The sequence below is a fragment of the Confluentibacter flavum genome (assembly GCF_002843175.1).
Taxonomy (GTDB): Bacteria; Bacteroidota; Bacteroidia; order Flavobacteriales; family Flavobacteriaceae; genus Confluentibacter; species Confluentibacter flavum.
Genome location: NZ_PJEO01000011.1, coordinates 86,034 through 109,318, shown reverse-complemented (window position 1 = coordinate 109,318; position 23,285 = coordinate 86,034). Strand labels below are relative to the sequence as shown.

The window sequence follows — 23,285 nt, the reverse complement described above, 5'->3', positions numbered from 1 at the left end:
TTAATTTTTCATTTTAACTTTCTGTACAACCAAACCACCAACATTTTTTCCTTGTTTTAATCCTTCATCTATGGCTGCCCTGTAATGGATTCCCCCATACAATCTACTTATTGCTGCTTCGCTTGCTGCTTGGTTAAACGATGTAAATGTTCTTATGGGTAATCCATAAGGGGTTTCGGTATCGTCATCAAATTGAAAATTATCTCCAAAAATGCTCGTTAAAATTGTAGAAGCCGAACCGGATACTACCGAATGGCCGCTTGAGTATTCTGGAAAAGGAGGTGTTTGCAGGATAGGCTTCCAATCTTCATCTATATACTGGTTAATTAAAGTTTCTGGTCTTATTAAGTTACTTCGGTACTTTTCGTCCCAGCAGCTTATAAAAGCATCAAAAATACCCAATGATGTTTTTGTATATGCATAAACGGTTTCCTCGAAACTGTAGTTGTTTTGTTTACAGGCAATTTTGGTAATACCAATCCAATGGGCCCCTGGTGTAATTTTTTTAGTTGCAAACATTAAGTGCCCCTTGGTTACAGAAACATAGGGATTACAGTCCCAGAATCGAGCAATTGAAATTTCTTTGGAAGTATCTCCTTTTTCGGTAACATCTTTTCTAACATTATAAACTTCCATTAATTGTTTATAGAACTCACTGTTTTTTTCTAATGAAAATACTGGTGGTGCTTTAGGCTTAAATTGAGAAGAAGAATCTAAAACTAAGGTTCTTATTTTGCTCCAATGAGGCTCTATACCGTCCATATAGGCTGGGGGTGTTGGCTGCCATCTAGAGGGGTCGTCGGAATTAACAGTAAATTTAGACATGGTTCTGGTTTGTATATAATTATCTGTAGCCATCCATTTTTTTATATGCTTTGCCACTTCTAATGCATAGTGTTTTGACGCTTCTAATTCTTCTTTATTGGTTTTTTCCCAATTAGCGTACAAACTATCTCTGTAAGTGGTTATCATCTCTTCTGAGAAAATAAGTTGTTTACTTAATTCTATATGGGCAATGATAGCAGATAGATTTAAATTGACTTTTGGATTTTTATTTTTAGGTATTGCCGTTAAGCCCTTTAATTGACCCGTTAATGAATTATAGTTTTTGTTATTTTGGGCAATAATTTCGAAGGCCGCAATATTTGGATACACAAAAATTCTACTGGCTACTGGCGGCGAGAAAATATCGTGAATCATTATCTTGGTTACTTTATCTACCGAATTATAAAAATGGGTTGATGAAATTTCTATAGGTGCTGTATTTTTGGTACAGCTTTGTAATGTGTATAACCCTAAAAATAAGATTAAACCTTTATTTAATATTGTAAACTTGAACATTGCCATTGTGTATTACTGCTATTAGGTATTGTTTATTATTTATTGTGATGGTTTGTAATTTCGAAACTGCTTTATTAAAAAAATTAAGACCTAGGCCATGCCCTAGTGCTATATTGTTTTCGTTGGTTATTAGTGCGCCCGCAAAACCATCGAACCTGCCATGATATGGTTTAATTCCAAAGTAGTTGCCCGCACATAAAACTTGTTCTTTATTTTCTTTTTTTATTTTGGCAAAACAATTTATGGGAGCTACTTGTAGCCTATTGTCAAAAGGTATAAAACTAAAAGTTCCTTGGTTATTTTTTAAAATTCCTGAAGCCAAATTATAAACTTTAAACAGTTTGGCTTTTTCTAATAATTCCGCATCAAATACTTTATTAATAGGTTTACCAGCAAAGTCTTTATATGTTGTGAATTTTTTTTTGGTGAGACTTACAAGTTCTGAACTTAATTCGTCCAAGCCTTCTAGGGTGTAATAATTATCATTTTTATGGGTGGCAACTATAGTTTCGGTTTTAGTATTTTTGTCAAAATCTGAATAGTACATTAGCATTGGATAGGTTTCTGTAGCTTTAAACTTCGTGTTTGTTCCCCAGTTACCTAGCAAATAATCTAAATCGCCATCGCTATCTACATCAAAAGGAATAACTGCTCTGTACAAACCTTCTAACGATTGTTTTATATAAGTACTTGTTTTATCTACAAACTTGCCGCCATTATTTTGCAAAAAAGTAGGTTGCATCCACTCGCCTACAATCAGTAAATCTAGTTGCTTGTCGTTGTTAAAATCGGTCCAAACGGCATCTCTAACCATTCCTAATTTACCGAGCGATTTTTTTGTAAAAGAGCCTTGGTTGTTTATTAGTATATAACTTTCTGGTATGCTGCCAAAATTGTTTGATATGGTTGCGTTTCCAACAAAAACATCTAAATCACCGTCTGAATCATAATCTATTGCTTTTATAACTGCGGTATCTTCAAAATTTTCTGGAAGTTGTAATTTTATAAGATCGTTATCTAAAACACGATAAAGTTTATTGCTTAAGGGCTGCGCTTTTCCAAAAAACTCACCACCTCCAGAGGCTACAAATAAATCGTTGCTTTTATCGTTGTTGAAATCTGAGATAATTGCAGAAACCGATTCTGTTATGGCATCTTTTTTTAGAACTGGGAATTCCTTTTTCACAAAAAGGGAATCTTCTTGTATGTAAATTTCAGAGTCAAAATATTTACTGCTTCCCAGAAAAACATCATCTTTCCCGTCGTTGTTCAAATCGCCTACAGCCAGTGCCGGACCTCTATCGGAAATTTGATATGGAATTAATTTACTTCTGTTAGAATCTGTATATTTATTTTCTTTGTGCTTATAATTAATACCTAAGTTGTTTTTAACCTGTTCAAAATCAATGTGCTTGTTTTCATGTAAACTCGAATAATTAAAATCTTGAGCTTCATTATTAAATTCAACCGTAAGGCTTTTATTCACAGCTACTTTTCTCAGTACTTGATACTTATTATTTGGCCATATAACTTTAATAGAATCTATGGTTTTGAGTGTATCTAACCCAAAATGAATAATTGGTTGCGATGCCGATTGGAAACCTCGTTGGGTAAAAAGTTCTTTATATTGCATAGTGCCATTGGCATATACAAACACTTTAGTACCAATACCCAATTTATTTTTTTTCGAAAATTTAAACTGAATTTTTAAGTAATTTTTCTTGGCATTTGTGCTATTAATATAAATTGATGCTGGGGCATTAATGTTATTTGTAATAAGGTCTAAATCACCATCATTATCCAAATCGGCATATGATAAACCAGTAGAAAAAGTGGCTTCTTGGCTTGCAAACTCTTTAGTTTGGTTTATAAATTCTAGGTTTGGTGTTCCTTTATAAAAGGCATTATTTAATTTGCCTTCTGGCATATATTTAAGTGCTTCTTGATCTATTAAGTTGGTTGACTTTAATTTTTTTTTGATTTGGTTATTAGATATATATTTAACGTAATCTAAGTCATTTGGTCGTTTTGGTATGCCATTAGTTATAAACACATCCTGTAGCCCATCTTGGTCATAATCTGAAATTAAGGCGCCCCAACTCCAATCGGAAGCTGCAATACCACTTAGCAACGCGGTTTCTGTAAAGCTACTACCGCTTTGGTTTAATTGAAGCATGTTTCTAGCATACTGGTAATTATACCCGTAAACAGAGGTTCTTAATTCTTGAATTTGGATGTCGTCATCGCCAATTGAAGACTTTAAAATTGTTTCATCTTCAGGAAGCATATCTAAGGTTAACAAATCTGTAAAGCCATCATTATTTACATCTGCTGCATCGCTACCCATTGAAAACTTGCTTACATGCCCAAAATATTGTTTCAAAGCTTCAGTAAATGTGCCATTGCCATTATTTAAATAATAATAATCGTCTTCATGAAAATCGTTACTTATATAAATATCTGGAAATCCATCTCTATTAAAATCGGAAATAGCAATGCCTAAGCCATAACCATTAGGTCCGCCAAAAATGCCAGCTTCTTCACTTACATCTGTAAAGTGGTTATTATCGTTTCTAAACAATTTGTCTCCACTTTCGTAGTTTCGCTTATTTCTAATGTCTGCTTTTCCAAACGATTCTTGTGTGTGTATGGCATGGTTAAGCAGGAACATATCTAAATCGCCGTCCAAATCATAATCAAAAAATGTAGCGTTAGAACTATAGTTATCTATATCTAAACCATATGCCGCCGATACTTCGGTAAATGTTTCGTTACCATTATTAATGTACAATTCGTTATGCCCAATAAACCCATTAGTACCAACTACGGCGCACACATAAATATCTAACAAACCATCGCCATTTACATCGGCCATGGTTACGCCTGTATTCCAAGTACTGTTTCCTTCTATGCCTGCTTTACTAGAAATATCTTCAAACTTTAAATTTCCTTTATTTATATAAAGTTTATTTCTAGATTGATTTGAAATGAAAAAAATATCAACAAAGCCGTCGTTATTTATATCTCCAACGGCAACACCACCACCATTGTAATAATATAAATAGTCTAGAATATTTTGATCAGTGGTATCTTTTAAAGTGTTGGAGAAAGTAATTCCTGTTGTTTTTTCTGGTAGAATTTTAAACAAATACCCAGAGTCTTTTTTGCAACCAAAAAAAAGCACCATTAGTACAATATTTAGCGTAAATTTATTCATGGTTTAGCTTAAATATTTTTGGTTGCTGGTTATTAATACCTATTACAAAATGTGTATTGTTTTTTGCCTTTACAGTTGATATATTTTTAATTTCTCCTTTTACAAAAAATCCAGATTTTGAATAATCTACCCATTTAAAATTGGCGTTACCATCGCCTAAAAGCAAGCTTCCAAAATTAGCATCTAAACGTGCAAATTGGGGTTTAAAACCGTATTTATTTCCCCCTAAAAGTAAATCCAAATGAGAATCTTTATTTATATCTGCTATTACAATAGCATCAATACTAGAGAATTGGGCTTCTATTGGCAAGATTTTAATTTCAAAATTGCCATTTCCTTTATTAATAGCAACCAAACTTTCTGAGGTATTTATTTCTCTAACTATTGATTGGTTAATAACTTCTTTTGAGAATAATTCTTGTATGCTTTTAGTGGCATATGTTGCATATTTAAGATTTTGCTTTTTTAAAGAGACTATTTGAGCGGTTAGCTCATTTTTTATATTAATTGGAACATCTTTACCATTTAGTGTTTGTGTTACAATTTGCTCGATGGTTCCGTTGTTATCAAAATCGTTTATAAACATTTTTAAAGGCGCATCCTTTTTTGGTTTATACACCATATTTAAGCCTTTATTTCCTATAATTAAATCAATCTTTCCATCATTATTTAAATCTTTTGCTTTTACAGCATTCCACCAACCTTTGTAGTTAGATAGATTGGTTGGCATTATAGACAATCTGCGCCCTGAGTTTTTAAAGATTGTTGGTGCGCCACAATCAATACTAACAACAAGGTCTTTAATAGTATCGCCATCCATATCTTCCCAAACGGCATCGGTTACCATACCTAAATCTTTAAAATTATAGGCTTTACTTTCGGTAACATCTTTAAAATTACCTTTACCATCATTTTCAAGCAATTGGTGTTTAGCGTTTATACCATAAACTCCCGGCACACTTCTGCTACCTATAAAAACATCCATATCGCCATCATTATCAAAATCGAAAGGTGCTATAACAGCTGTATTGTTTTGTGTTATAGGTATTCCAGCCTCTTTTAAAGAAAATTGTCCTTTTCCGTCATTTATATAAAGCCTTGTTTTGTAGTGTTTATCATTGCCTACTTCATTTCCACCTGCTCCAATTAATATATCTAAATATCCATCTAAATTTACATCAAATATGGCCGAAGCGGTATCTTCAAAATAATTGTTTTTTTCAAAGTTTGTGTTGCTTTGTTGTATAAAATTACCTGCACTTGTTTGAATATAAACTTTTGCTGCCTGTTCTTTTGTTCCCCCAACAAACACATCTTCTAGTCCATCGTTATTAAAATCGGCAACAGAAATTGTTGGGCCTTCTTTGGAGAGCATTTCTTGAATTAATCCTTCATAATTAAAATCGATATATTTATTTTCTTGGTGCGACTCGAATGTTGATTGAATCTCGGCTAAAAATTTAGAGGTATTTTTTAAAGTATTGCTATTTAAAGGAATGGCATCAATTTGATTAAAACTGTATGATTGGTTGGGTTTTATGTTTTTTATAGTTTGAGAACTATTATTTGACCAAAATACTTTAAGAGAATCTATTGTTTTATCTCCGATACCTATAGTTTGAACATAATCTACTGAAGATTGAAATCCTCTTGATGGCATTACCTCATACGAAATAATTTCACTTTTAGAGTATGCGTTAATTTTGCTTCCTATAGCAAATGTGTTGGGGGGGTTTCCTTTTAGTTTTATTTTGATAAAATTATTTCTTGTAAGTGCATTGGTGTTATTTTTATAAATGAACGCTTCTTGGTTTACATTATTTATAACAATATCTAAATCGCCATCATTATCTAAATCGGCATACGATGCACCGTTTGAAAAACTTGGCGTATCGAGACCCCATTGTTTTGATTGGTTATTGAACTTTAAGTTTTTATTGTTTTTAAAGGCATAGTTACTAATTGGAGTACTTGGCATTTTATTAACTATTTGCTCTACTTCTTCTTTTTTGCCATTTACTACCATATTTTGAATAATGTCGTTTGCAAAAAAATTCATAAAATCTTGGTTTGTTAAATCGTTATAAATTCCATTACATACTAAAATATCTTTATAACCATCATTGTCCATATCAAAAAGTAAGGCACCCCAACTCCAATCGGTATTTGAAATACCACTTAAATTGGCAATTTCAGAAAACTGATTGTTACCCATATTTAACTGCAAGGTGTTTTGCATATACTGGTGGTAAAAATCTAACCCTAGTTTTCTTTGATATACATCATAACTTTCAAATTGTGTAGTTTCTTTTAGACGTTTATCTTCTTCTGGAAGCATATCGGTCACAAAAATATCAAGATTACCGTCGTTGTTTATATCTCCAAAATCGGCTCCCATTGAGGATTGACTTATGTGACTAGTCCACTCTTTTATAGATTCGGTAAACGTTCCATTTTTGTTATTTATATAGAGGTAATCTCTTTCATAAAAATCATTTGAAACATAAATATCTAAATACCCATCTAAATTTACATCGCCAATATTAACCCCAAGCCCAAAGCCTATTAAACTTCCAAAAATGCCAGCCTCTTTGCTAACATCTGTAAAGTAACCATTATCATTTCTTAGTAATTTATCGCCACCTCCTTTTAAAATACTTGGCACATTCCAATCTTTATCTCTTAACTCTCTTTTGTTTGAATAGTTTAAAGAGTTTACGGGTATAAAACTGTTGTTTAATATATAGGCATCTAAATCGCCATCGCCATCATAATCAAAAAAAGCTGCATGTGTTGTTAATCCACTATCTGCTAAATTGTAATCTTCTGCTTTTTCGGTAAATGTTAAGTTCCCATTGTTAATAAACAGTTCATTTTTCAAATTATCCCCTTTAATGTTTCCTGCATTACAAACATAAATATCTAAAAGGCCATCGGCATTTATATCAACCATTACAACACCTGTAGACCACGTGTTGTTTCCGTTTATACCAGCCTTACTTGAAATATCTTCAAATTTAAAATTGCCTTTGTTAAGATATAATTTATTGAGGCCAAGATTGGCTGTAAAAAATATATCTGGTAAACCATCATTATTTATATCGCCAATAGCAACACCTCCGCCATTATAAAAGTTTCTGTATGTAAAAATGTTAAACTCCTTTTGGTTATTTATTGTATTTTTAAAATTGATGCCTGTTTCATTGCTTTCTATTTTTGTAAATAATGTAGGTGTATTATTAGGTAGCTGTCTATTTTTTGAACAAGAAACAGATAATAAAAATAATAGTAATAAAATTGAGAATATTCTAACCATTCGATGTAAAAGCATTAGGTGTTTTAAATAAATATTGATTACCAGTAATTTAAATAAATTGTTTTTAAAAAGAGAAAAAAAGGGATTAATTAAGTATAATCCCTTTTTAAGTAAAAAACCAATTAACCAAACTTAAAAATATTCTTAATAGCTCGGGTTTTGAACCAAATTAGGATTGGTTGATACTGCTGATGCTGGAATAGGGAAAATTATTTTAGCCCTATCTGAATTAGTTGATTTTTCTTGCCAAGTTCCTAAAAATGTTGAATAACGTATTTGATCTTGTCTTCTCCAACCTTCCCAATATAATTCTCTGGCTCTTTCATCCAAAATATCGCTTAAACCAGCACCTGTGTAAGCAACTCCTCTAACCGTTCTCAATTGTGATAATAGCGCAGAAGGATCCTGATTCATTCTTGCCATGGCTTCAGCTTTCATTAACAACACGTCTGCTAATCGGAATATTACAAAATCATTATTTGGCCTATCAATGTTTGAATAATCGGGTAGATATTTAATAACGCGCATCCCTTTTTGATCATCTGAATTTGTTAAAGAAAAATCTTGAGAGAAAGTTAGCTGAGATCCCGCTCTATTAAGTACTGGCGCCCCAAATTCGTTTACTTGAGGCCCTTGTAAAATCCCTGCTGTTAAGCCCGAATTTGTGTTTAAGTATGGCAAATTACTTTTAAGACGTGGGTCTGTTGCTTCAAATTTATTATACAAATCTGTAAGGGCAACAAAACCATTCCATCCACTAGGCTTTTGATTGTAGTGTAAAGTCATAAAATACATCCTTCTTAGCTCGCCACCATTATCATTGGTATTAACAGATGATAAAATAGCTTCTGTTGATGCGCTTGTATTGCTTGGATTGAAATTATCAAAATAATTTGCTTGTAAAGTAAATGGCCCACCTAAAACAATATCACAATATTGTACTACTTTTTGCATATCGGCATTTTCGAAGGTAAATGGCCCAGCTTGTGGAGTTCCATCTTCATCGGTTGCTAAATATACTGCTTTGTTTAAGTACATTTTAGCCAACAGAGCAGCTGCTGAATATCTGTTAGGTTTTCCAGGTGTATTAACTAATGGTAAATCGTTAATTACGGCTTCCAATTCAGAAATTGCAAGAGCTATAGCCTCGGTTCTTTTTAAAACCTCGGGGTTTTCTGAAAAACTCGCACCGGGCTGTCTTACTGGAACTTGTCCAAACAAATCTGTTGTCATAAAAATATAGAACGATCTAAAAAAAGTTGCCTGAGCAAATTGCTCGGTTGTTGGCTCGTAAGACAAGGCATCTGTAGCAAAAAACAAACCTCCTAATATCTGATCCCAAGCACCTTGTACCCTTGGGTGTGAAGAGTTCCATGTGTGCAAATGTAAATCTCTCCATGCACCACCATCATCCCAGTCGGCTCCTCTTGTTGGACCGGCCATTTCATCGGAAGGATGTTCTTGCAGCACAAACATAAAATCTGTATTTTGAAATGCTTGCAATTGATTTTGCGCACCATTTATTTGACCTATTACTTTTTCTTGGTTAGAAAGGGTTTCAGCTTCAAGCACACCTACTACATCTTCTTCTAGGTTACTACATGAGCTTAACACTAAGCTTATACTTGATAATATATATACATATTTTTTCATAGTTTTTATTTTTAAAAATTAACTGATAATCCTAAAGTTAATGATCTAGATCTTGGATAAGATGAATAATCGATTCCAAAAGATGGCACGCCATCAACCGATTTATTTGTGTTTACTTCTGGGTCGAACCCTGAATAGTTTGTTATTACAAAAAGATTTTGTCCAGTTACGTATAATCGAAGGGATTTAATCCAATTTATAGTCGCTAGTGTTTCAGAAGAGAATGTATATCCTAAAGTAACGTTTGCTAATCTAAAGAAGTCGGCATTCTCTAAAAATCTAGTTGAAATAATAGGGCTAGAGGCTGGGTTTTCTCCATTTGTAGGCACATTAGATGTTACGTTCTCACCTCTATTAAATGCACTTGCATTAAATAATGCATTGGCAGTGTTGTTATATACTTGTTGTCCAAAGGCACCATAACCATTCACTATTAAATCAAAATCTTTATAGGTTATGTTGGTATTAATACCCATAGTTACGTCTGGGTTTGGGTCGCCAGCAAATACTCTATCTGAAACTCCACCTGGTACATCAAAATTTGTATTAACTACACCGTCTCCATTTGTATCGGCATAGGTAGGATTTCCACTAGAATCAAATCCTTCAAATACAGGAAGATAAAATGCGTATAACGACTGGCCCCCATAAAGAAGTTGTAAGCGTTCTCCTGATAAACCTTGCCCCCCTGCAGACCCTGTTGAAACACCATTTTTAAAGGCATCTCTTCCTATAAGTTCATTTTTAAGGAATGCAAAATTTCCTCCTATTTCCCAAGAAAAATCTTCATTGCTGATTATTTTATAGTTTAGAGACAACTCTACACCAGAAGACTTAACCTCGTCTGAAAAATTATTCCAAAAGAAAGCCCCAGGAGGCCCTGGCTGAGACACAGGAAGTCTAAACAATAAATCTTCTGTTTTTTTGCTATACCAATCAAAAGACCCTGATAATTTATTAAAAAACCCAAAATCTAAACCAATACCAGTTGTTGTTGTTGTTTCCCATTTTAAGTCTGGATTTGGAGAATTTGATATTGCTGCACTACCACCTTGTTGTGGTGTAAAAATTAATCTTGATGCATCACTTGGAAATTGTTGATTTCCTGTAATGCCCCAACCGGCTCTTAGCTTTAAATCATCAACAGATTCTGGCAAAAAACCTTCTTCAGCAAGTTTCCATCCAAATGCCAAAGATGGGAAATATCCATATTTATTGTTCGAACCAAATCTACTAGATCCATCTGCTCTTAAGGTTGCTGTAAGTATATATTTATTATCTAAATCCCAAATAGTTCTAGCAAAAAACGACTGTAATGAAACTGGAATTCCAGTTACAGAACTTCTTTCTGGTCTTTCTCCTTGCTGTGCACTAGTTTCGGCAGCAAAAATATTATCTAAATAAAATTTCTGATCTGTATAACCTGTGAAATCCCTCAAAATTTGAGATTCTCCGTATGAATCAAAAGTTTCATAAGAATGCCCTAAAACTGCTTGTAAATTTAATCTTTCCGATAAACCTTTGTTATAACTTAAAGTATTTTCAAATAGCCTGTTAAAAAATCTTCGTTCTTGTAAATAAGCCAATCCTCTACCAAACGATTGGTTTGTGTTTAATAAACTAGACATGGCAAGCCCCCTGTGTGAAACCGTGCGGTCTACACCAAAAGTAAATTTATAATCTAATCCTTCAATAATGTTTAAAGTTGCTGATAAATTTCCAAAAATCTTAGTTGTTTCGGTTTCATCAGTAAAATAATCTAAAAGTGCGAGTGGATTTCTTTGGTTATCAGATGGTTGATTATATGTACCATCTGTATTCATAAGTGGATTTGTAGGATTCCATTTTAAAGCAGACAACATTAAATCGCCTTCGGCACCAACAGATTCCGAAATTGCAGTAGCATGGTTGTTTATACCAGATGCCGTTATATTTGCTTCAATTTTTAAACGATCGTTATCAAAAAACTTTTGAGAAAAATTTCCGTTAAGGGTATATTTATCAAGCCCTGTATTTTTAACAATCCCTTCTTGATTTAACAAACCCAATGAAATTCTATGAGCGCCTTTTTCATTTCCACCACTAAAGGAAACTCCATATTCTTCTGTATTGGCACTGCGTAAAATATCATCAAAAGGTGTTTCGCTAGCTCCACCATCGCTATCTGAATTTAAATTAGCATATTCGCTTGCAGTTAGCAAATCTAATTTATTGGCAATTTTTGAAAAAGTTTGTGAAGCCGTAAAATTAAAGTTGCCTTCTCCACTTTTACCTTTTTTGGTAGTAATTAAAATAACGCCATTCGCACCACGAGAACCATATATAGCCGTAGAAGAAGCATCCTTTAACACTGTAATAGACTCTATATCGGCCGAGTTTATAAAGCTTAACGGGTTTTTTGCACTTGTAGTTCCTAAACCTGGTGTATCGGTGCCAGGGCTATTTGTGTCGTTATTAAATGGAACGCCATCAATTACATATAGCGGGTCATTTCCTGCTCTTACCGAAGAAGCACCTCTAATTCTAATAGCAGATGGTGCTCCTGGTTCCCCACTAGATGTGGTAACCTGAACACCAGACATTCTACCTTGTAGTAATTCTTGTGGCGATGTTGTAATGCCTCTGTTTAAATCTTTTGCACCAACAACTTCTATAGCACCTGTAGCATCTTTTTTGCTAACCGAGCCGTATCCAATAATTACAACCTCATTAAGTTCTGCTGCATCTTCTTGTAGGGTTACATTAATTTTAGTTTGTCCATTTACAACTATCTCTTGGGTTTTATACCCCAAAAAACTAAATATAATGACATCTTCGTTGGATACTCCCTCAATAGTGTATTTACCATCAAAATCGGTTTGGACTCCTTTTGCTGTTCCTTTTACAAGCACATTAACTCCTGGTAAACCCCCAGAGATATCAGAAACTATACCAGAAACAGTTTGCCCATAAGTAAAACTTCCTAAAAGCAACGCCAATGGAAGTAAAAGATTGTTTAGTAATTTGTTTTTCATAATTAATTAGTGTTCGAGTTAAATTTAGTTTAATTGGATTACTTGTGAAAAGTAATTATTTGATTGTCTTAAGTTAATTGAGAGTTAATTAACAATCATTTAACAAATATTTAAATTTATTACCTCCAAGAAAAAAAATAGGAAAAAAAAAAGCCAAAAATTGACCGAAATCGTTTTCGAAAATTATTATTTTATCAAAATACCCCCCCAAATAATATATATAATTATAGTTTATTAAGACAAATAATTACTTTTCTCTATAATAATAAGTGTCCTTTTAAGATTTTAGTAATTAGCTTTCTAATAATTTTCATTAAAAACAAAACTAAGAGTAATCGTTTAAGAGAGATTAAAGCTTAGTTTTAATAAACCACTCCGGGGAAGAGGCCTAGGTATAAGAAATCAAAAAGTGTAAGCTGAGCTTCATACACTTTTTGATATTTTACTTCTTTGCTTTGCTTTTTAATATATTTTCTTACAAAATTTTTGTTCCAGTATTGACCTACTGTGTATACATACTAGCCATTTGTCCAAAAGTTACCTCCCAAAAGCTTTGACTTTACTTCCGGAAAACGTCTGAAAATTTATTTCACGGTGATACTCTTTACTTTCATACATATTTCACTCATCGACAAACTGGAAACACTTTGTATCAAAAAATAACATGATTTTCTTCATATCCAACTTCTAAAAATGTATTTCATAGCGTTGTGACAATTCGATACATATTTCTTTCAAACCAACTCCAGCTTTGTCTGTAATAACTGGATTTTTTTATTTTACAGGAAACACCAAATGATACAGAAGCAAAGTTTTGTTATGTCTTTTGAAAATATGATCATCCATAGGTCAAATCTAAAGGAGGCAGAGCCTCAAGATATTCTCTTCGAATAAAAACAGAGAGAGAGGGGGAATATCGAAATCGATTTCGGTTAAATTAAAGTTTAGTTTTAAACATTTGCTAATTTTGATGATTAAAAAATTATAGATTAGCTTTTTAAGTAAACTAAATTTGATAATATGAAATTTTATCTGTCGATTTTCTTGGTCTTCAACTCCGTTTTCTTAACTGCTCAAAACGACGGTTGGAACATTTCAACTACAAATAAAACAAATTATACAGGTATTGTTGTAGCTAACGGTCGTATAGGTGTTTTACCTTCTGAAGAGCCTTTTAAGACAAAACAAATTATTTTAAATAATGTATATGAAAAAGCGTCACAACTAGGCGTAAGTCGTATTTTAGAAGGTATGAATTTTGGTAACTTAGACGTATTCATTAACGATGAATTAGTAACCGAAAATACCATTACAAACTGGAAACAGACCATAAATATGAAAAAAGGAAGTTTTACAACCACTTTTATATTTAAAAATAAAGCCAGAATTTCTTACACATTTTACGCCTTAAGAAATGTGCCCTTTAGCAGCTATATTGATATTAAAATTGAAGCAAACCAAGATATAAAAATAAAAGTTATTGGAAAAATTGAATCCATGGAATCGTTTCAAAATCCAATAAGCACATTCCGTGTTTTAAAAGACAATGAAACTACCATGCCTATATTACAAACTGTTGCAAAGAGTGAATTTGGCAGACATACAGTAGCAACTTCTGCAACTTTTATTTGGCATCATATTAATTCAACAAGAGAAAATCAAAGACCTGAATTAATTCATGAAAAAGTAAGTGACCACAATAATCAACTATCTTTTGAAAAGATTGTTAAAAAAAATGCCTCTCTAGAGTTTACATGGACCGCTGCCCAATGTACCACACAAGATTTTGCCGACCCACAAAATGAATCGGAACGCTTCGTGATTTTTAATTTATTAACCCCTAAAACAGATTTATTAAAGCACCATTTTGATTTATGGGAGCAGTTATGGGAGAGCGATATTATTATTGAAGGCGATCTGCAAACGCAACAAGACGTAAGATTGGCTTTGTACCATTTATATGCCTTTGGTAGAGGAGATTCTAATTTAAGTATCGCCCCTATGGGATTATCGTCTCAAAACTATAATGGTCATATTTTTTGGGATACTGAACTTTGGATGTATCCACCATTATTATTACTCAATCAGGATATAGCGAAGTCTTTGGTTAATTACCGATCAGACCGTTTAGAAAAAGCAAAAGAAAAAGCCATTAACTTTGGATATAAAGGTGCTATGTTCCCTTGGGAAAGTGACGATACAGGTGAAGAAGCTACGCCTGCATGGGCTTTAACAGGAACTTTCGAACACCATATAACCGCTGATGTTGGTATTGCCTTTTGGAATTATTATAGAGTGACAAAAGATAAACTTTGGCTTTTACAACACGGATATCCTATGCTAAAAGAAGTTGCTGATTATTGGGTGAGTCGTGTTAGTAAAAATGCAGACAACACATATTCAATTAAAAATGTAGTGGGAGCTAATGAAGATGCCCCCAATGTAGATGATAATGCTTTTACAAATGGATCAGCCATTACTACCTTACAATTTGCGATTTTTGCTGCCTATGAGCTAAAAATTCCTGCAAACCCATTGTGGAAAACAGTTGCCGATAATATAAAATTATATAAGTTTCCTGACGGCACCACTATGGAGCACAGCAACTATTCAGGAGAAGATATTAAGCAAGCCGATGTGAATTTATTGGCATTTCCATTAAACATTATTAATGATAAAGAAACCATAATTAAAGATTTAAAATATTACGAACCTCGAATAAGACGAGATGGTCCAACCATGGGAAAATCTGCTTTAGCCACAATTTATGCGCAATTAGGTGATGCCGAAAATGCGTTCAGACTTTTTAAAGAAAGCTACAAGCCTAATAAAAGACCTCCATTTGGAGCACTTTCAGAAACCGCTACAGGACATGAACCCTATTTTGCCACAGGGGCAGGAGGTATGCTGCAAACCATTTTATTCGGTTTTGGTGGATTGCACATAACAGACCAAGGTATTATTCAAAAAAATCCAATTTTACCTAAACAATGGAAAACTTTAACCCTAAAAGGCATAGGAACGGATAAAAAGAATTATACTATAAAACAATAATTTTTTAAATACCTATTGCAATTAGTTATTCACGACTATATTTTCATTACTTTTAGATATACTTATTTAGAATATATATCCTTTTAAAACAAAATTAAGGATGAAACCAGTTGACTTGAAACAAATTGCAAGAGAATTAGGATTGTCTGTAACCACTGTTTCTAAAGCTCTTAACGACTATCCAGATGTAAGTAAAAAAACTAAATTACGTGTAAAGAATTTAGCGATTAAACTAAACTACACACCAAATTCCTTTGCTTTAGGTTTAAGAAAACAAGAATCAAAAACAATAGGAGTTATTATACCCGATAATGTTCATTATTTTTTTTCGAGAGTTATTAAAGGTATTCTTGAGGTGGCCGAAAAAAGTAATTATTTGGTAATACTAATGCAATCGAACGAAGATTATGAACTTGAAAAAAAACAAGTTGATTTACTTATCGGCAAAGGTGTTGCTGGCATTCTAATTTCATTATCCAATAAAACCCATGATTTTGGTCATTTAAATAAAATAATTGATAGCAACATTCCTTTAATTCTTTTTGATAAAATTGCTAAAAATGTAAACTGTTCTAAAGTCATTATTGACGATCGAAAAGCAGCATATGACGCTGTTTCATATTTAATAAAAAAAGGATATAAACGAATTGCACATTTTAGGGGAGACTTAAACCCACAAAACTCCATAGATAGATTCTTAGGCTATAAGAAAGCCTTATTAGATAATAATATAGAGTTTGATTCATCATTAGTTTACCTATGCAATAATAATTCAGATTTTGAAGATGGCTACAATAATGCCAAAAAGCTATTAAGTGATCATAAAAATAATGTTGATGCTGTTTTTACGGTGAACGATCTTCTTGCTATTGGTGCCATAAAATATTTCAACGACAACAAGATTAAAATGCCCGAAAGCATAGCAATTTTCGGATTTAGTAATTGGTTTATGTCTTCGGTTATTTCACCTTCGCTTTCAACAGTTGAACAGCATGGTTTTGAAATGGGCAAACAAAGTGGCACACTTTTATTACATGAAATTTATTGTAAACATAATCGTGTTAAAGTCGAACATCAAAGAATTGTAATTCAAACAGAATTAGTGATTAGAGATTCTTGCTAAGTAAATATTTTTTTCTTGGTTTTAACATGGAAATCGAGATAATTTAAAAATTTATCCTGTTTTACACTTCAAAATTGAAATAATGAACCGCATCAAAGCAGTACTGGAAGATAAGTTATCCCGATAAGTGTGCAGATCCAAATTTTGGATATTCCATAATAAAGTAAAGGGAGTGGTATTTTCACTCCCTTTGTAGTTACCCCTTTTTGTGTCAAGTCACCAAATCTTTCCTGACTTGTCCATTTTAGTTCAGCAGGCTAAATTTCTCTAAGATTTCTTTGGTTTCTGGTTGAGTTCTTCCCCGGTAATTTTGTTTCTTAGGCGTCCGTTGTTATCTTTTTGCATTCGTGGATAAACTTGCGGATGGAGCCATTTGTTTGCAGTTCTATATGTTTTGATGTCACCAATGCCATAAAACAGATCAATAGATGCAGCTTGGATGACTTTTATCAAAACATTCTAAAGTCATATCCTAAATTGAATAACCTAAAAGACATGGCTTGAGTACTAACATTAAACTTATTAGCCAACTTTTCAATTACATCTTCCCCATTTAAGTCTTTTGCTTCTTCTAATATTAAAGGGATTGGCATTAATATTGCGGCTGCAAAAGCATTAGCTTCTCTTTCTTTAAGGAATTCACCTGTAGTAGATTCTGAATTGCGATACATTATACTTTTATTCTTATCTATAAATAAAGATTTGTTTTTAGAATGCAAAACAAAATGCCCCAATTCATGCGCAATGGTAAATCTTCTTCTTTTCTTGCTCTGATTTAAATTAAAAGCAATAAATGGTTTGTCATCTTTTATGACAAATAAACCTGACACCTCGTCATTAAAATTTGAAGCTTCTACTCCTACTCCCAACTTCTTTGCTAACTTATTAACATTAATTGGTAATTTTAAAAGATCAAATTCCTTCAAAATGTTTACAGATTTTTCTTCGATATAGTTAAAAATCATTTATTTAGATTCTTTATTATTTCTTCTATTGACTTTTTGGATTCTTCATCCAGACTACTAATATTTTTTAAAATATCACTACTCGTTTGTAGATATATGCTTTTCGACCTCATTAAAAGTTGGCAACAACTGTTGTAAATCAAAACTTAACACTGAAGAAATATCATATAATACGTGCAATGGTGGCTGATGCCTTCCTAACTCTATGTTAGAAATTGAAGCTCTAGAATTCAAGAAATTACTGAACACATAAAGCGTACAGATGATAATCACATTGATAAGGAAGGCTTTTGCTGCTTAGATATAGAACATATTCTTGAAAAAGAATCTAGAAAAGGAATCGACCTAACTACTTTCTATAAAAATAAGGTTTATCCATTTTTTACAAATTATATTTTTAAAAAAGAAACTGGAGACTATGCCAACGGTGAATATGCGCATTTTTTTGATGGTGTTATTCAGTACTATAAGGAAGAACTAGGAATTGACGATTTTAAGATAATTACTAATATTATCTATGCCGTCGCTTCTAATTCAATACCTAACCGCAACGAATTATGTTTATGTGGAAGTGAATTAAAAATTAAGCAATGCCATTTGAGAAAGATTAATTCATTGAAGAGCTTATCAAAGTCTAGATTGATTTCAGATTTGATTAATTTTGAAGAATTTGTAAATACAAACTACTCAAATCACATTATTTCCAACAAGCAAAAAAGACTCCTTTAAAGTGTAGTTTTTTATTCCCATTCCACACACATTATACTTACCTCCTACGTCGTCTCATAAATATTTAATTAACCATTCATGTTCACTATTTTTAAACGTTCATTATTCGTGAACAACTTAAAAACATGAACAACCCTTTTTATAATAAAGACTTTGTAAAATAAAAAAACGTAATCCTCATATATTCAGTTTAGTTATAGTTAACAATTAAGAAAAGTATTCCTTTATATAGGCTACTGCTAAGTTAAATTTTCATCAATAAAGTCTCCCTGAAAATTGATAATATGAAACTAAGGGGGGGGAACAGCAAGAGGGTAACACGCTAAAGCGATGTTACAGTTTATGCGCCCTTAGTTTTCGGTAGTTTCAAAAGTATAATTCAATTCAAGTGAAGTCATTTTTCACGGAAAAACATTCATAACCCAATTAAGTCAACGAATATTTCCGTGAAAATGTAGATTTTCGATAGGCTTTGTTGCTTTTTAGTGGCTTTTGATGTCTTTAGTTTGAGACAAAATCTAGTTTTTACTAAAAAACTTGCTTAGACCAGTAAAATCAATCATTTATTTACTAAAAAAAGGAGGTTTTGGTCTCGATTTTCCAAAAACACTGCGTAGTATTAGCTCGATAGATGTTGGGGCTTTTAAACCCGTATAAACTATTAATTTACAACTCCTTTTGGAAGATCCCTAAGATTTGTCGATTTTATTCTGGTTGGTAAGTTCTTAGCAAAAGGAGCTTCTCTATGGCGTCATAGCTTGCTAATTGGGTACCAGGTAGTAGGTAAAAAAAGATAAAGTAGCCTATTTAGAAAAGTTGCTCGATAAATAAATTTTTATTCAGAATATAAATTCCCTTTTGGCACACTCCTAACTTTTTTAAGGAAGTGGAGCGCACCAAAAGGGAATTTCAGTTTATATGTGTAATCGGTTTGTCTTTGCTTTTTTTTTCTTTCATTTGCTTCTTGTTCTCAAACCGCTGCAATAAGTTACCTATATCCTCACTAATTTTTGTTTCTACTACTCTGGCGTATATTTGAGTTGTTGATAGCTTTGCATGTCCCAAAAGTTTTGAAACCGTTTCTATGGGCACGCCGTTGGAAAGCATAACGGTTGTGGCAAAGGTATGTCTGGCAACATGAAAGGTCAGGTTCTTGTTTATACCGCAGTCCCTTGCTATTTCCTTTAAATAGGCATTGGTCTTTTGATTCGAACTCAACGGCAGCAGACTTTCTACTTGGCTGTTTTCTGAAATACTATTATACTTTTCCAATATCTCCATAGCTGGGGGCAGGATGGGGACTTTTACCGTTTCGTCCGTCTTTTCCCTTTTGGTGAATATCCAATACTTCTTGTCTATCCCTCTGGTTATTTGGTCTACCGTAAGTTCCTTGACATCAATATAGGAAAGTCCCGTGTAACATGAAAAAATAAAGCAGTCCTTGACTCGTTCCAAGCGTTCATTTGTGTAGTGAGTGTTTTCCAATAGTTCTAGCTCCCTTTCCGTTAGATATGCCCTATCATACTTGTCGAACTTCAATTGGAACTGGTTAAAGGGGTTCTTTTGTATCCATTCCAATTTAATGCCCAGGTTTATGATTTTCTTAAAGCGTTCCAAATGTTTCATCACTCCGTTGTTGCTCAGCACCAGTTGCTTTTTAGTGTTCTTATAGTTCCTTAAGTACTGTTCAAAATCAATTATAAAACCATAGTTCAATTGTTTTAGATAGATATCCTTTGTTTTTAGTTTATGGTTTAAGAACTTAATTAGATACTTTTCTGTTGTATAGTAGTTTTTCAGAGTGCCATGCTTCAATACGCTGACCATATTGGTATTGTGGTAGTTTATTAGTTCCTTTAGGCTTTTGTGGTTATCGTCCTCCCCCAAGTACCTTGCCTTAATGGCATTGGCTGTAATGATCTTGGATTCTTCCAACAGCTGTTTATGGCAATCCAGTAATTGGCTGTAAACCTGGTCCAGATAGGAGTTCAGAACCCTCATTCCATAAGTGCTTCCACGTCCCCTATTTTTGGAACTGTCCCATTCTTTAACCAGAACGATTCGTTTAAGGCTTATTTCTGAACGTTGTCCAGTGACCGTAATGCGAACGTAGATGGATAGCTCGTTCGCGGTGCTTCTTGATTTTCTGGTGAAGAAAATAACTGAAAAGGTGCTGTTTGTCTGCATTTTTAACGGCTTTGGTTTGACATTTTTTTGAAAAAACGAAAGTCAAATTGCTTTTAAATGCTCTTTAAATTTACGACAATTTTGGTAAGGTACCGCACACCTGATTGCACACCTTTTATATGTTGTTTTTTGTTTTTATTTGGCACCAAAAAAAATGCCTAAAAACAAAAAACACTGATAATCATATAATTAACAGTGTTTTGATACTTCCTAAAACTAGGTTCGTCGGGGTGGCAGGATTCGAACCTGCGACCTCCTGCTCCCAAAGCAGGCGCGATAACCGGGCTACGCTACACCCCGAGATGATTATCTTCTTTTGCGGAGAGACAGGGACTCGAACCCTGGCGACACTTACGCGTCGACAGATTAGCAATCTGCTCCATTACCACTCTGGCACCTCTCCGAATTTTAAAGAACTTCTGCAATAAAATTGCGGTTGCAAATGTAACGCATCATCTTTTACAACGCAACTATTTTTATCCTTTTTTTGAATATCTATTCTGGATACTCAATTCGTAAATGGTAAATGTTTGCTAGCTTGTGTTTTAATACTTTTTTTATGGATTCTATTTCCTTAAAAGTAATGTTTGCATTCAAAAATTGATCTTCTTCAATTTGCTTATTGATAATGCTTTCAACAAAGCTATCAATTTTAATGGATGTAGGGTTATTCAAACTTTTGGAAGCGGCTTCTACACTATCGCACATCATTAAAATCGCGGTTTCTTTACTAAATGGTCTTGGTCCTGGATAACAAAAATCCATTCTTTCAGCAGTATCATTTAGTTCTTTTTCTTTCATATAAAAATAATAAACAGAACTAGTGCCATGATGTGTCCTTATAAAATCCATAACCCTATCTGGAAGGTTATACTTTCTGGCTATCTCTATACCATTTATAATGTGATCTACAATTATTTTGGCACTTTCTTTGGGAGATAATTCTTCATGCGGATTGATTCCTGTAGTCTGATTTTCGGTAAAATAGGTTGGACTTTTCATTTTCCCTATATCATGGTACAAGGCGCCTACCCTAACCAACATGGCATTGGCACCTATTTCACTAGCACACGATTCTGCTAAGTTTGCAACACTTAATGAATGATGGAATGTCCCAGGCGCCACATTTGATAGTTCTTTAAGTAATTTGGAATTGGTATCGGACAATTCTAAAAGCGACACATCAGAAACCAAACCAAATATTTTCTCATAGGCATAAATAAGTGGTTGCACAAATAAAGTGGCAAGACCACATAAAATAAACCAAATAAATGTTTCCCAATTAATAGTATCTACGCTTCCTTCATGAATTACAAAAAAGGCAAAATAGGCAATAATGTAAATAAGCGTTATTTGTGCTACCGAAATAAACAAATTAGCACGTTTATATAACTCCGAAACTGTTAATATTGTAACTATGCCCGCTATAATTTGAAGAAACATATATTCATAACTATTGGGTACAATAGACCCTAATAGCAAAACAGTAATAACATGAGCAAACATACCTAACCTAGCATCAAAAAAAGCCTTTAATACCAAGGGCAAAATACAGATGGGTACTACATAAATAAATTTAGAATTGTAATTAACTACCAAAGTGGTAAGTAATACCATTAAAAATATATTGAAAAATATAAAAGTAACTTTTGTATTATTCTCAAATATATCCAACCTATATTTTCTTAAAAATAAAAGCAACATTAATAGTGCTAACGAAACCAATAATGTGTAGGCAAATAAAATCCAATTATAGTTAGACTTGGTCCACACCTGTGATTCAAATTCTGCTTTTAGTGATTGTAATATTTGATACTTATCGCCTTCTATAACTTCTCCTTTGGATATAATTAATGTTTCTTTTTCTACACTCCCCCTTGAATAAGATATTTTATCAAGATCATCTTTCAGCGCCTTATTGGTAAACGATTCATTCAACGTTAAATTAGGTTCGACAAGATCAAAAAACAAGGATACAAACATGGTTTCGTAATCATCCAAATTATGCTCAGAAAGTAGTTTTACAATGGAAGATTTTACTTCATCTTGTTTAATTAAATTTGAAAATTGGGTATTGTGCTTTTTAACCTGTCCTTCAAGAATAACAGCAACCCTATCATCAGGATAATTATAATCTTCATTTAAAATTCCAAAATGGTACAATTCTGAAATAATTTTATTTCCCGTGTTGTATATATTGACCAACGTTGATTTGGGCAATGAATCTGAAAACGTTTTTTTAAATTCAACATTAAATAAATCAGCTACTTTCTTTTCAATTGCAGCATCTTCATTAAAATAAACAATCGAATGATCGATAATGTTTTGCTTTTCAGCAGCTATTTCTTCATCAGACTTTTTTACGGCAAAATTGAATGGCGCATATAAGTTTTCTGATTGCCAAGGTTTTCCTTTTTCAAAATTGTACTTAAATTTTCCACTTTTAGGAAATAGGTAAACAATTAAAAACGTGGTACATACAAAAAGTAAGCCTTTGTAAATTAAAGAATGATTTTTATATAATTTATTTGTAATGTCTTGCATTTGGTGCATTAAGGTTTTTATATGTTCTCTATACTGTTTTAAATATCATAGAGAATCCGCATAGCAAACATATAGCTTTAATTGAAACTTATAGCTAAGCTCTTTTCAAATGTAATAAATTCTAGGGCTTCTTTTAACTTTT

At 32.9% G+C, this 23,285-nt stretch carries 11 protein-coding genes, 2 tRNA genes and 1 pseudogene; 3 read left to right on the top strand and 11 right to left on the bottom strand.

Features of this window, described 5'->3' with window-relative positions; translation table 11 throughout:
- The 5 genes from CSW08_RS02210 to CSW08_RS02190 all read right to left on the bottom strand — a co-directional run bounded on the left by CSW08_RS02210 (position 1) and on the right by CSW08_RS02190 (position 12,541).
- A complete protein-coding gene (locus CSW08_RS02210; RefSeq protein ID WP_238987179.1) occupies positions 1–1,341 on the bottom strand; it encodes a vanadium-dependent haloperoxidase in 1,341 nt (446 codons plus the stop codon).
- Positions 1,316–4,558 (bottom strand): VCBS repeat-containing protein, encoded by a 3,243-nt coding sequence (locus tag CSW08_RS02205; protein ID WP_106658274.1) that lies wholly within the window; start codon positions 4,556–4,558, stop codon positions 1,316–1,318. The genes CSW08_RS02210 and CSW08_RS02205 overlap by 26 nt, the downstream gene beginning before the upstream one ends.
- A complete protein-coding gene (locus tag CSW08_RS02200; RefSeq protein WP_106658273.1) occupies positions 4,551–7,889 on the bottom strand; it encodes a VCBS repeat-containing protein in 3,339 nt (1,112 codons plus the stop codon). Before CSW08_RS02200 ends, CSW08_RS02205 begins: the two co-directional genes overlap by 8 nt.
- Positions 7,890–8,018: 129 nt before the next feature.
- Positions 8,019–9,527 (bottom strand): RagB/SusD family nutrient uptake outer membrane protein, encoded by a 1,509-nt coding sequence (locus tag CSW08_RS02195; RefSeq protein ID WP_106658272.1) that lies wholly within the window; start codon positions 9,525–9,527, stop codon positions 8,019–8,021.
- 11 nt (positions 9,528–9,538) lie between these two features.
- The gene (locus CSW08_RS02190) at positions 9,539–12,541 is read right to left on the bottom strand and encodes a SusC/RagA family TonB-linked outer membrane protein (RefSeq protein ID WP_106658271.1); all 3,003 of its coding nucleotides are present in this window, start codon (positions 12,539–12,541) and stop codon (positions 9,539–9,541) included.
- A 1,020-nt stretch (positions 12,542–13,561) separates the two neighbouring features.
- On the opposite strand from CSW08_RS02190, the gene CSW08_RS02180 reads away from it, so the two are divergent.
- Positions 13,562–15,595: a glycosyl hydrolase family 95 catalytic domain-containing protein gene (locus CSW08_RS02180; RefSeq protein WP_106658270.1), complete on the top strand. Its 2,034-nt coding sequence runs from the start codon at positions 13,562–13,564 to the stop codon at positions 15,593–15,595.
- Between the two features lie 100 nt (positions 15,596–15,695).
- A complete protein-coding gene (locus tag CSW08_RS02175) occupies positions 15,696–16,718 on the top strand; it encodes a LacI family DNA-binding transcriptional regulator (protein WP_106658269.1) in 1,023 nt (340 codons plus the stop codon).
- Between the two features lie 267 nt (positions 16,719–16,985).
- Here CSW08_RS02175 and CSW08_RS18540 read toward each other — a convergent pair.
- Together CSW08_RS18540 and CSW08_RS02165 are read right to left on the bottom strand one after the other, a co-directional pair.
- Positions 16,986–17,155: pseudogene (locus tag CSW08_RS18540) on the bottom strand (IS1634 family transposase); the annotation flags it as partial.
- Positions 17,156–17,167: 12 nt separating this feature from the next.
- Entirely contained in the window at positions 17,168–17,683 is a 516-nt protein-coding gene (locus tag CSW08_RS02165; protein ID WP_106658267.1) for an ImmA/IrrE family metallo-endopeptidase, read from the bottom strand.
- A 228-nt stretch (positions 17,684–17,911) separates the two neighbouring features.
- On the opposite strand from CSW08_RS02165, the gene CSW08_RS18480 reads away from it, so the two are divergent.
- The gene (locus tag CSW08_RS18480) at positions 17,912–18,412 is read left to right on the top strand and encodes an SEC-C metal-binding domain-containing protein (RefSeq protein WP_106658266.1); all 501 of its coding nucleotides are present in this window, start codon (positions 17,912–17,914) and stop codon (positions 18,410–18,412) included.
- Positions 18,413–19,321: 909 nt separating this feature from the next.
- Here the strand turns inward: CSW08_RS18480 and CSW08_RS02155 are convergent.
- The 4 genes from CSW08_RS02155 to CSW08_RS02140 form a co-directional block, all read right to left on the bottom strand.
- The gene (locus CSW08_RS02155; RefSeq protein WP_106658265.1) at positions 19,322–20,599 is read right to left on the bottom strand and encodes a site-specific integrase; all 1,278 of its coding nucleotides are present in this window, start codon (positions 20,597–20,599) and stop codon (positions 19,322–19,324) included.
- A 225-nt stretch (positions 20,600–20,824) separates the two neighbouring features.
- Positions 20,825–20,899: transfer RNA gene (locus tag CSW08_RS02150), tRNA-Pro, on the bottom strand.
- A gap of 19 nt (positions 20,900–20,918) precedes the next feature.
- A tRNA-Ser gene (locus CSW08_RS02145) sits at positions 20,919–21,002 on the bottom strand.
- 92 nt (positions 21,003–21,094) lie between these two features.
- Positions 21,095–23,143: an HD family phosphohydrolase gene (locus CSW08_RS02140; protein ID WP_106658330.1), complete on the bottom strand. Its 2,049-nt coding sequence runs from the start codon at positions 23,141–23,143 to the stop codon at positions 21,095–21,097.
- Positions 23,144–23,285: the final 142 nt, after the last annotated feature.

What these genes read in the sequence shown, in the direction of transcription:
- CSW08_RS02155 (WP_106658265.1), bottom strand. Translation starts at nt 20,599, where the DNA reads ATGCAGACAAACAGCACCTTTTCAGTTATTTTCTTCACCAGAAAATCA.
- CSW08_RS02190 (WP_106658271.1), bottom strand. Translation starts at nt 12,541, where the DNA reads ATGAAAAACAAATTACTAAACAATCTTTTACTTCCATTGGCGTTGCTT.
- CSW08_RS02180 (WP_106658270.1), top strand. Translation starts at nt 13,562, where the DNA reads ATGAAATTTTATCTGTCGATTTTCTTGGTCTTCAACTCCGTTTTCTTA.
- CSW08_RS02205 (WP_106658274.1), bottom strand. Translation starts at nt 4,558, where the DNA reads ATGAATAAATTTACGCTAAATATTGTACTAATGGTGCTTTTTTTTGGT.
- CSW08_RS02210 (WP_238987179.1), bottom strand. Translation starts at nt 1,341, where the DNA reads ATGTTCAAGTTTACAATATTAAATAAAGGTTTAATCTTATTTTTAGGG.
- CSW08_RS02165 (WP_106658267.1), bottom strand. Translation starts at nt 17,683, where the DNA reads ATGATTTTTAACTATATCGAAGAAAAATCTGTAAACATTTTGAAGGAA.
- CSW08_RS02140 (WP_106658330.1), bottom strand. Translation starts at nt 23,143, where the DNA reads ATGCAAGACATTACAAATAAATTATATAAAAATCATTCTTTAATTTAC.
- CSW08_RS02195 (WP_106658272.1), bottom strand. Translation starts at nt 9,527, where the DNA reads ATGAAAAAATATGTATATATATTATCAAGTATAAGCTTAGTGTTAAGC.
- CSW08_RS02200 (WP_106658273.1), bottom strand. Translation starts at nt 7,889, where the DNA reads ATGCTTTTACATCGAATGGTTAGAATATTCTCAATTTTATTACTATTA.
- CSW08_RS02175 (WP_106658269.1), top strand. Translation starts at nt 15,696, where the DNA reads ATGAAACCAGTTGACTTGAAACAAATTGCAAGAGAATTAGGATTGTCT.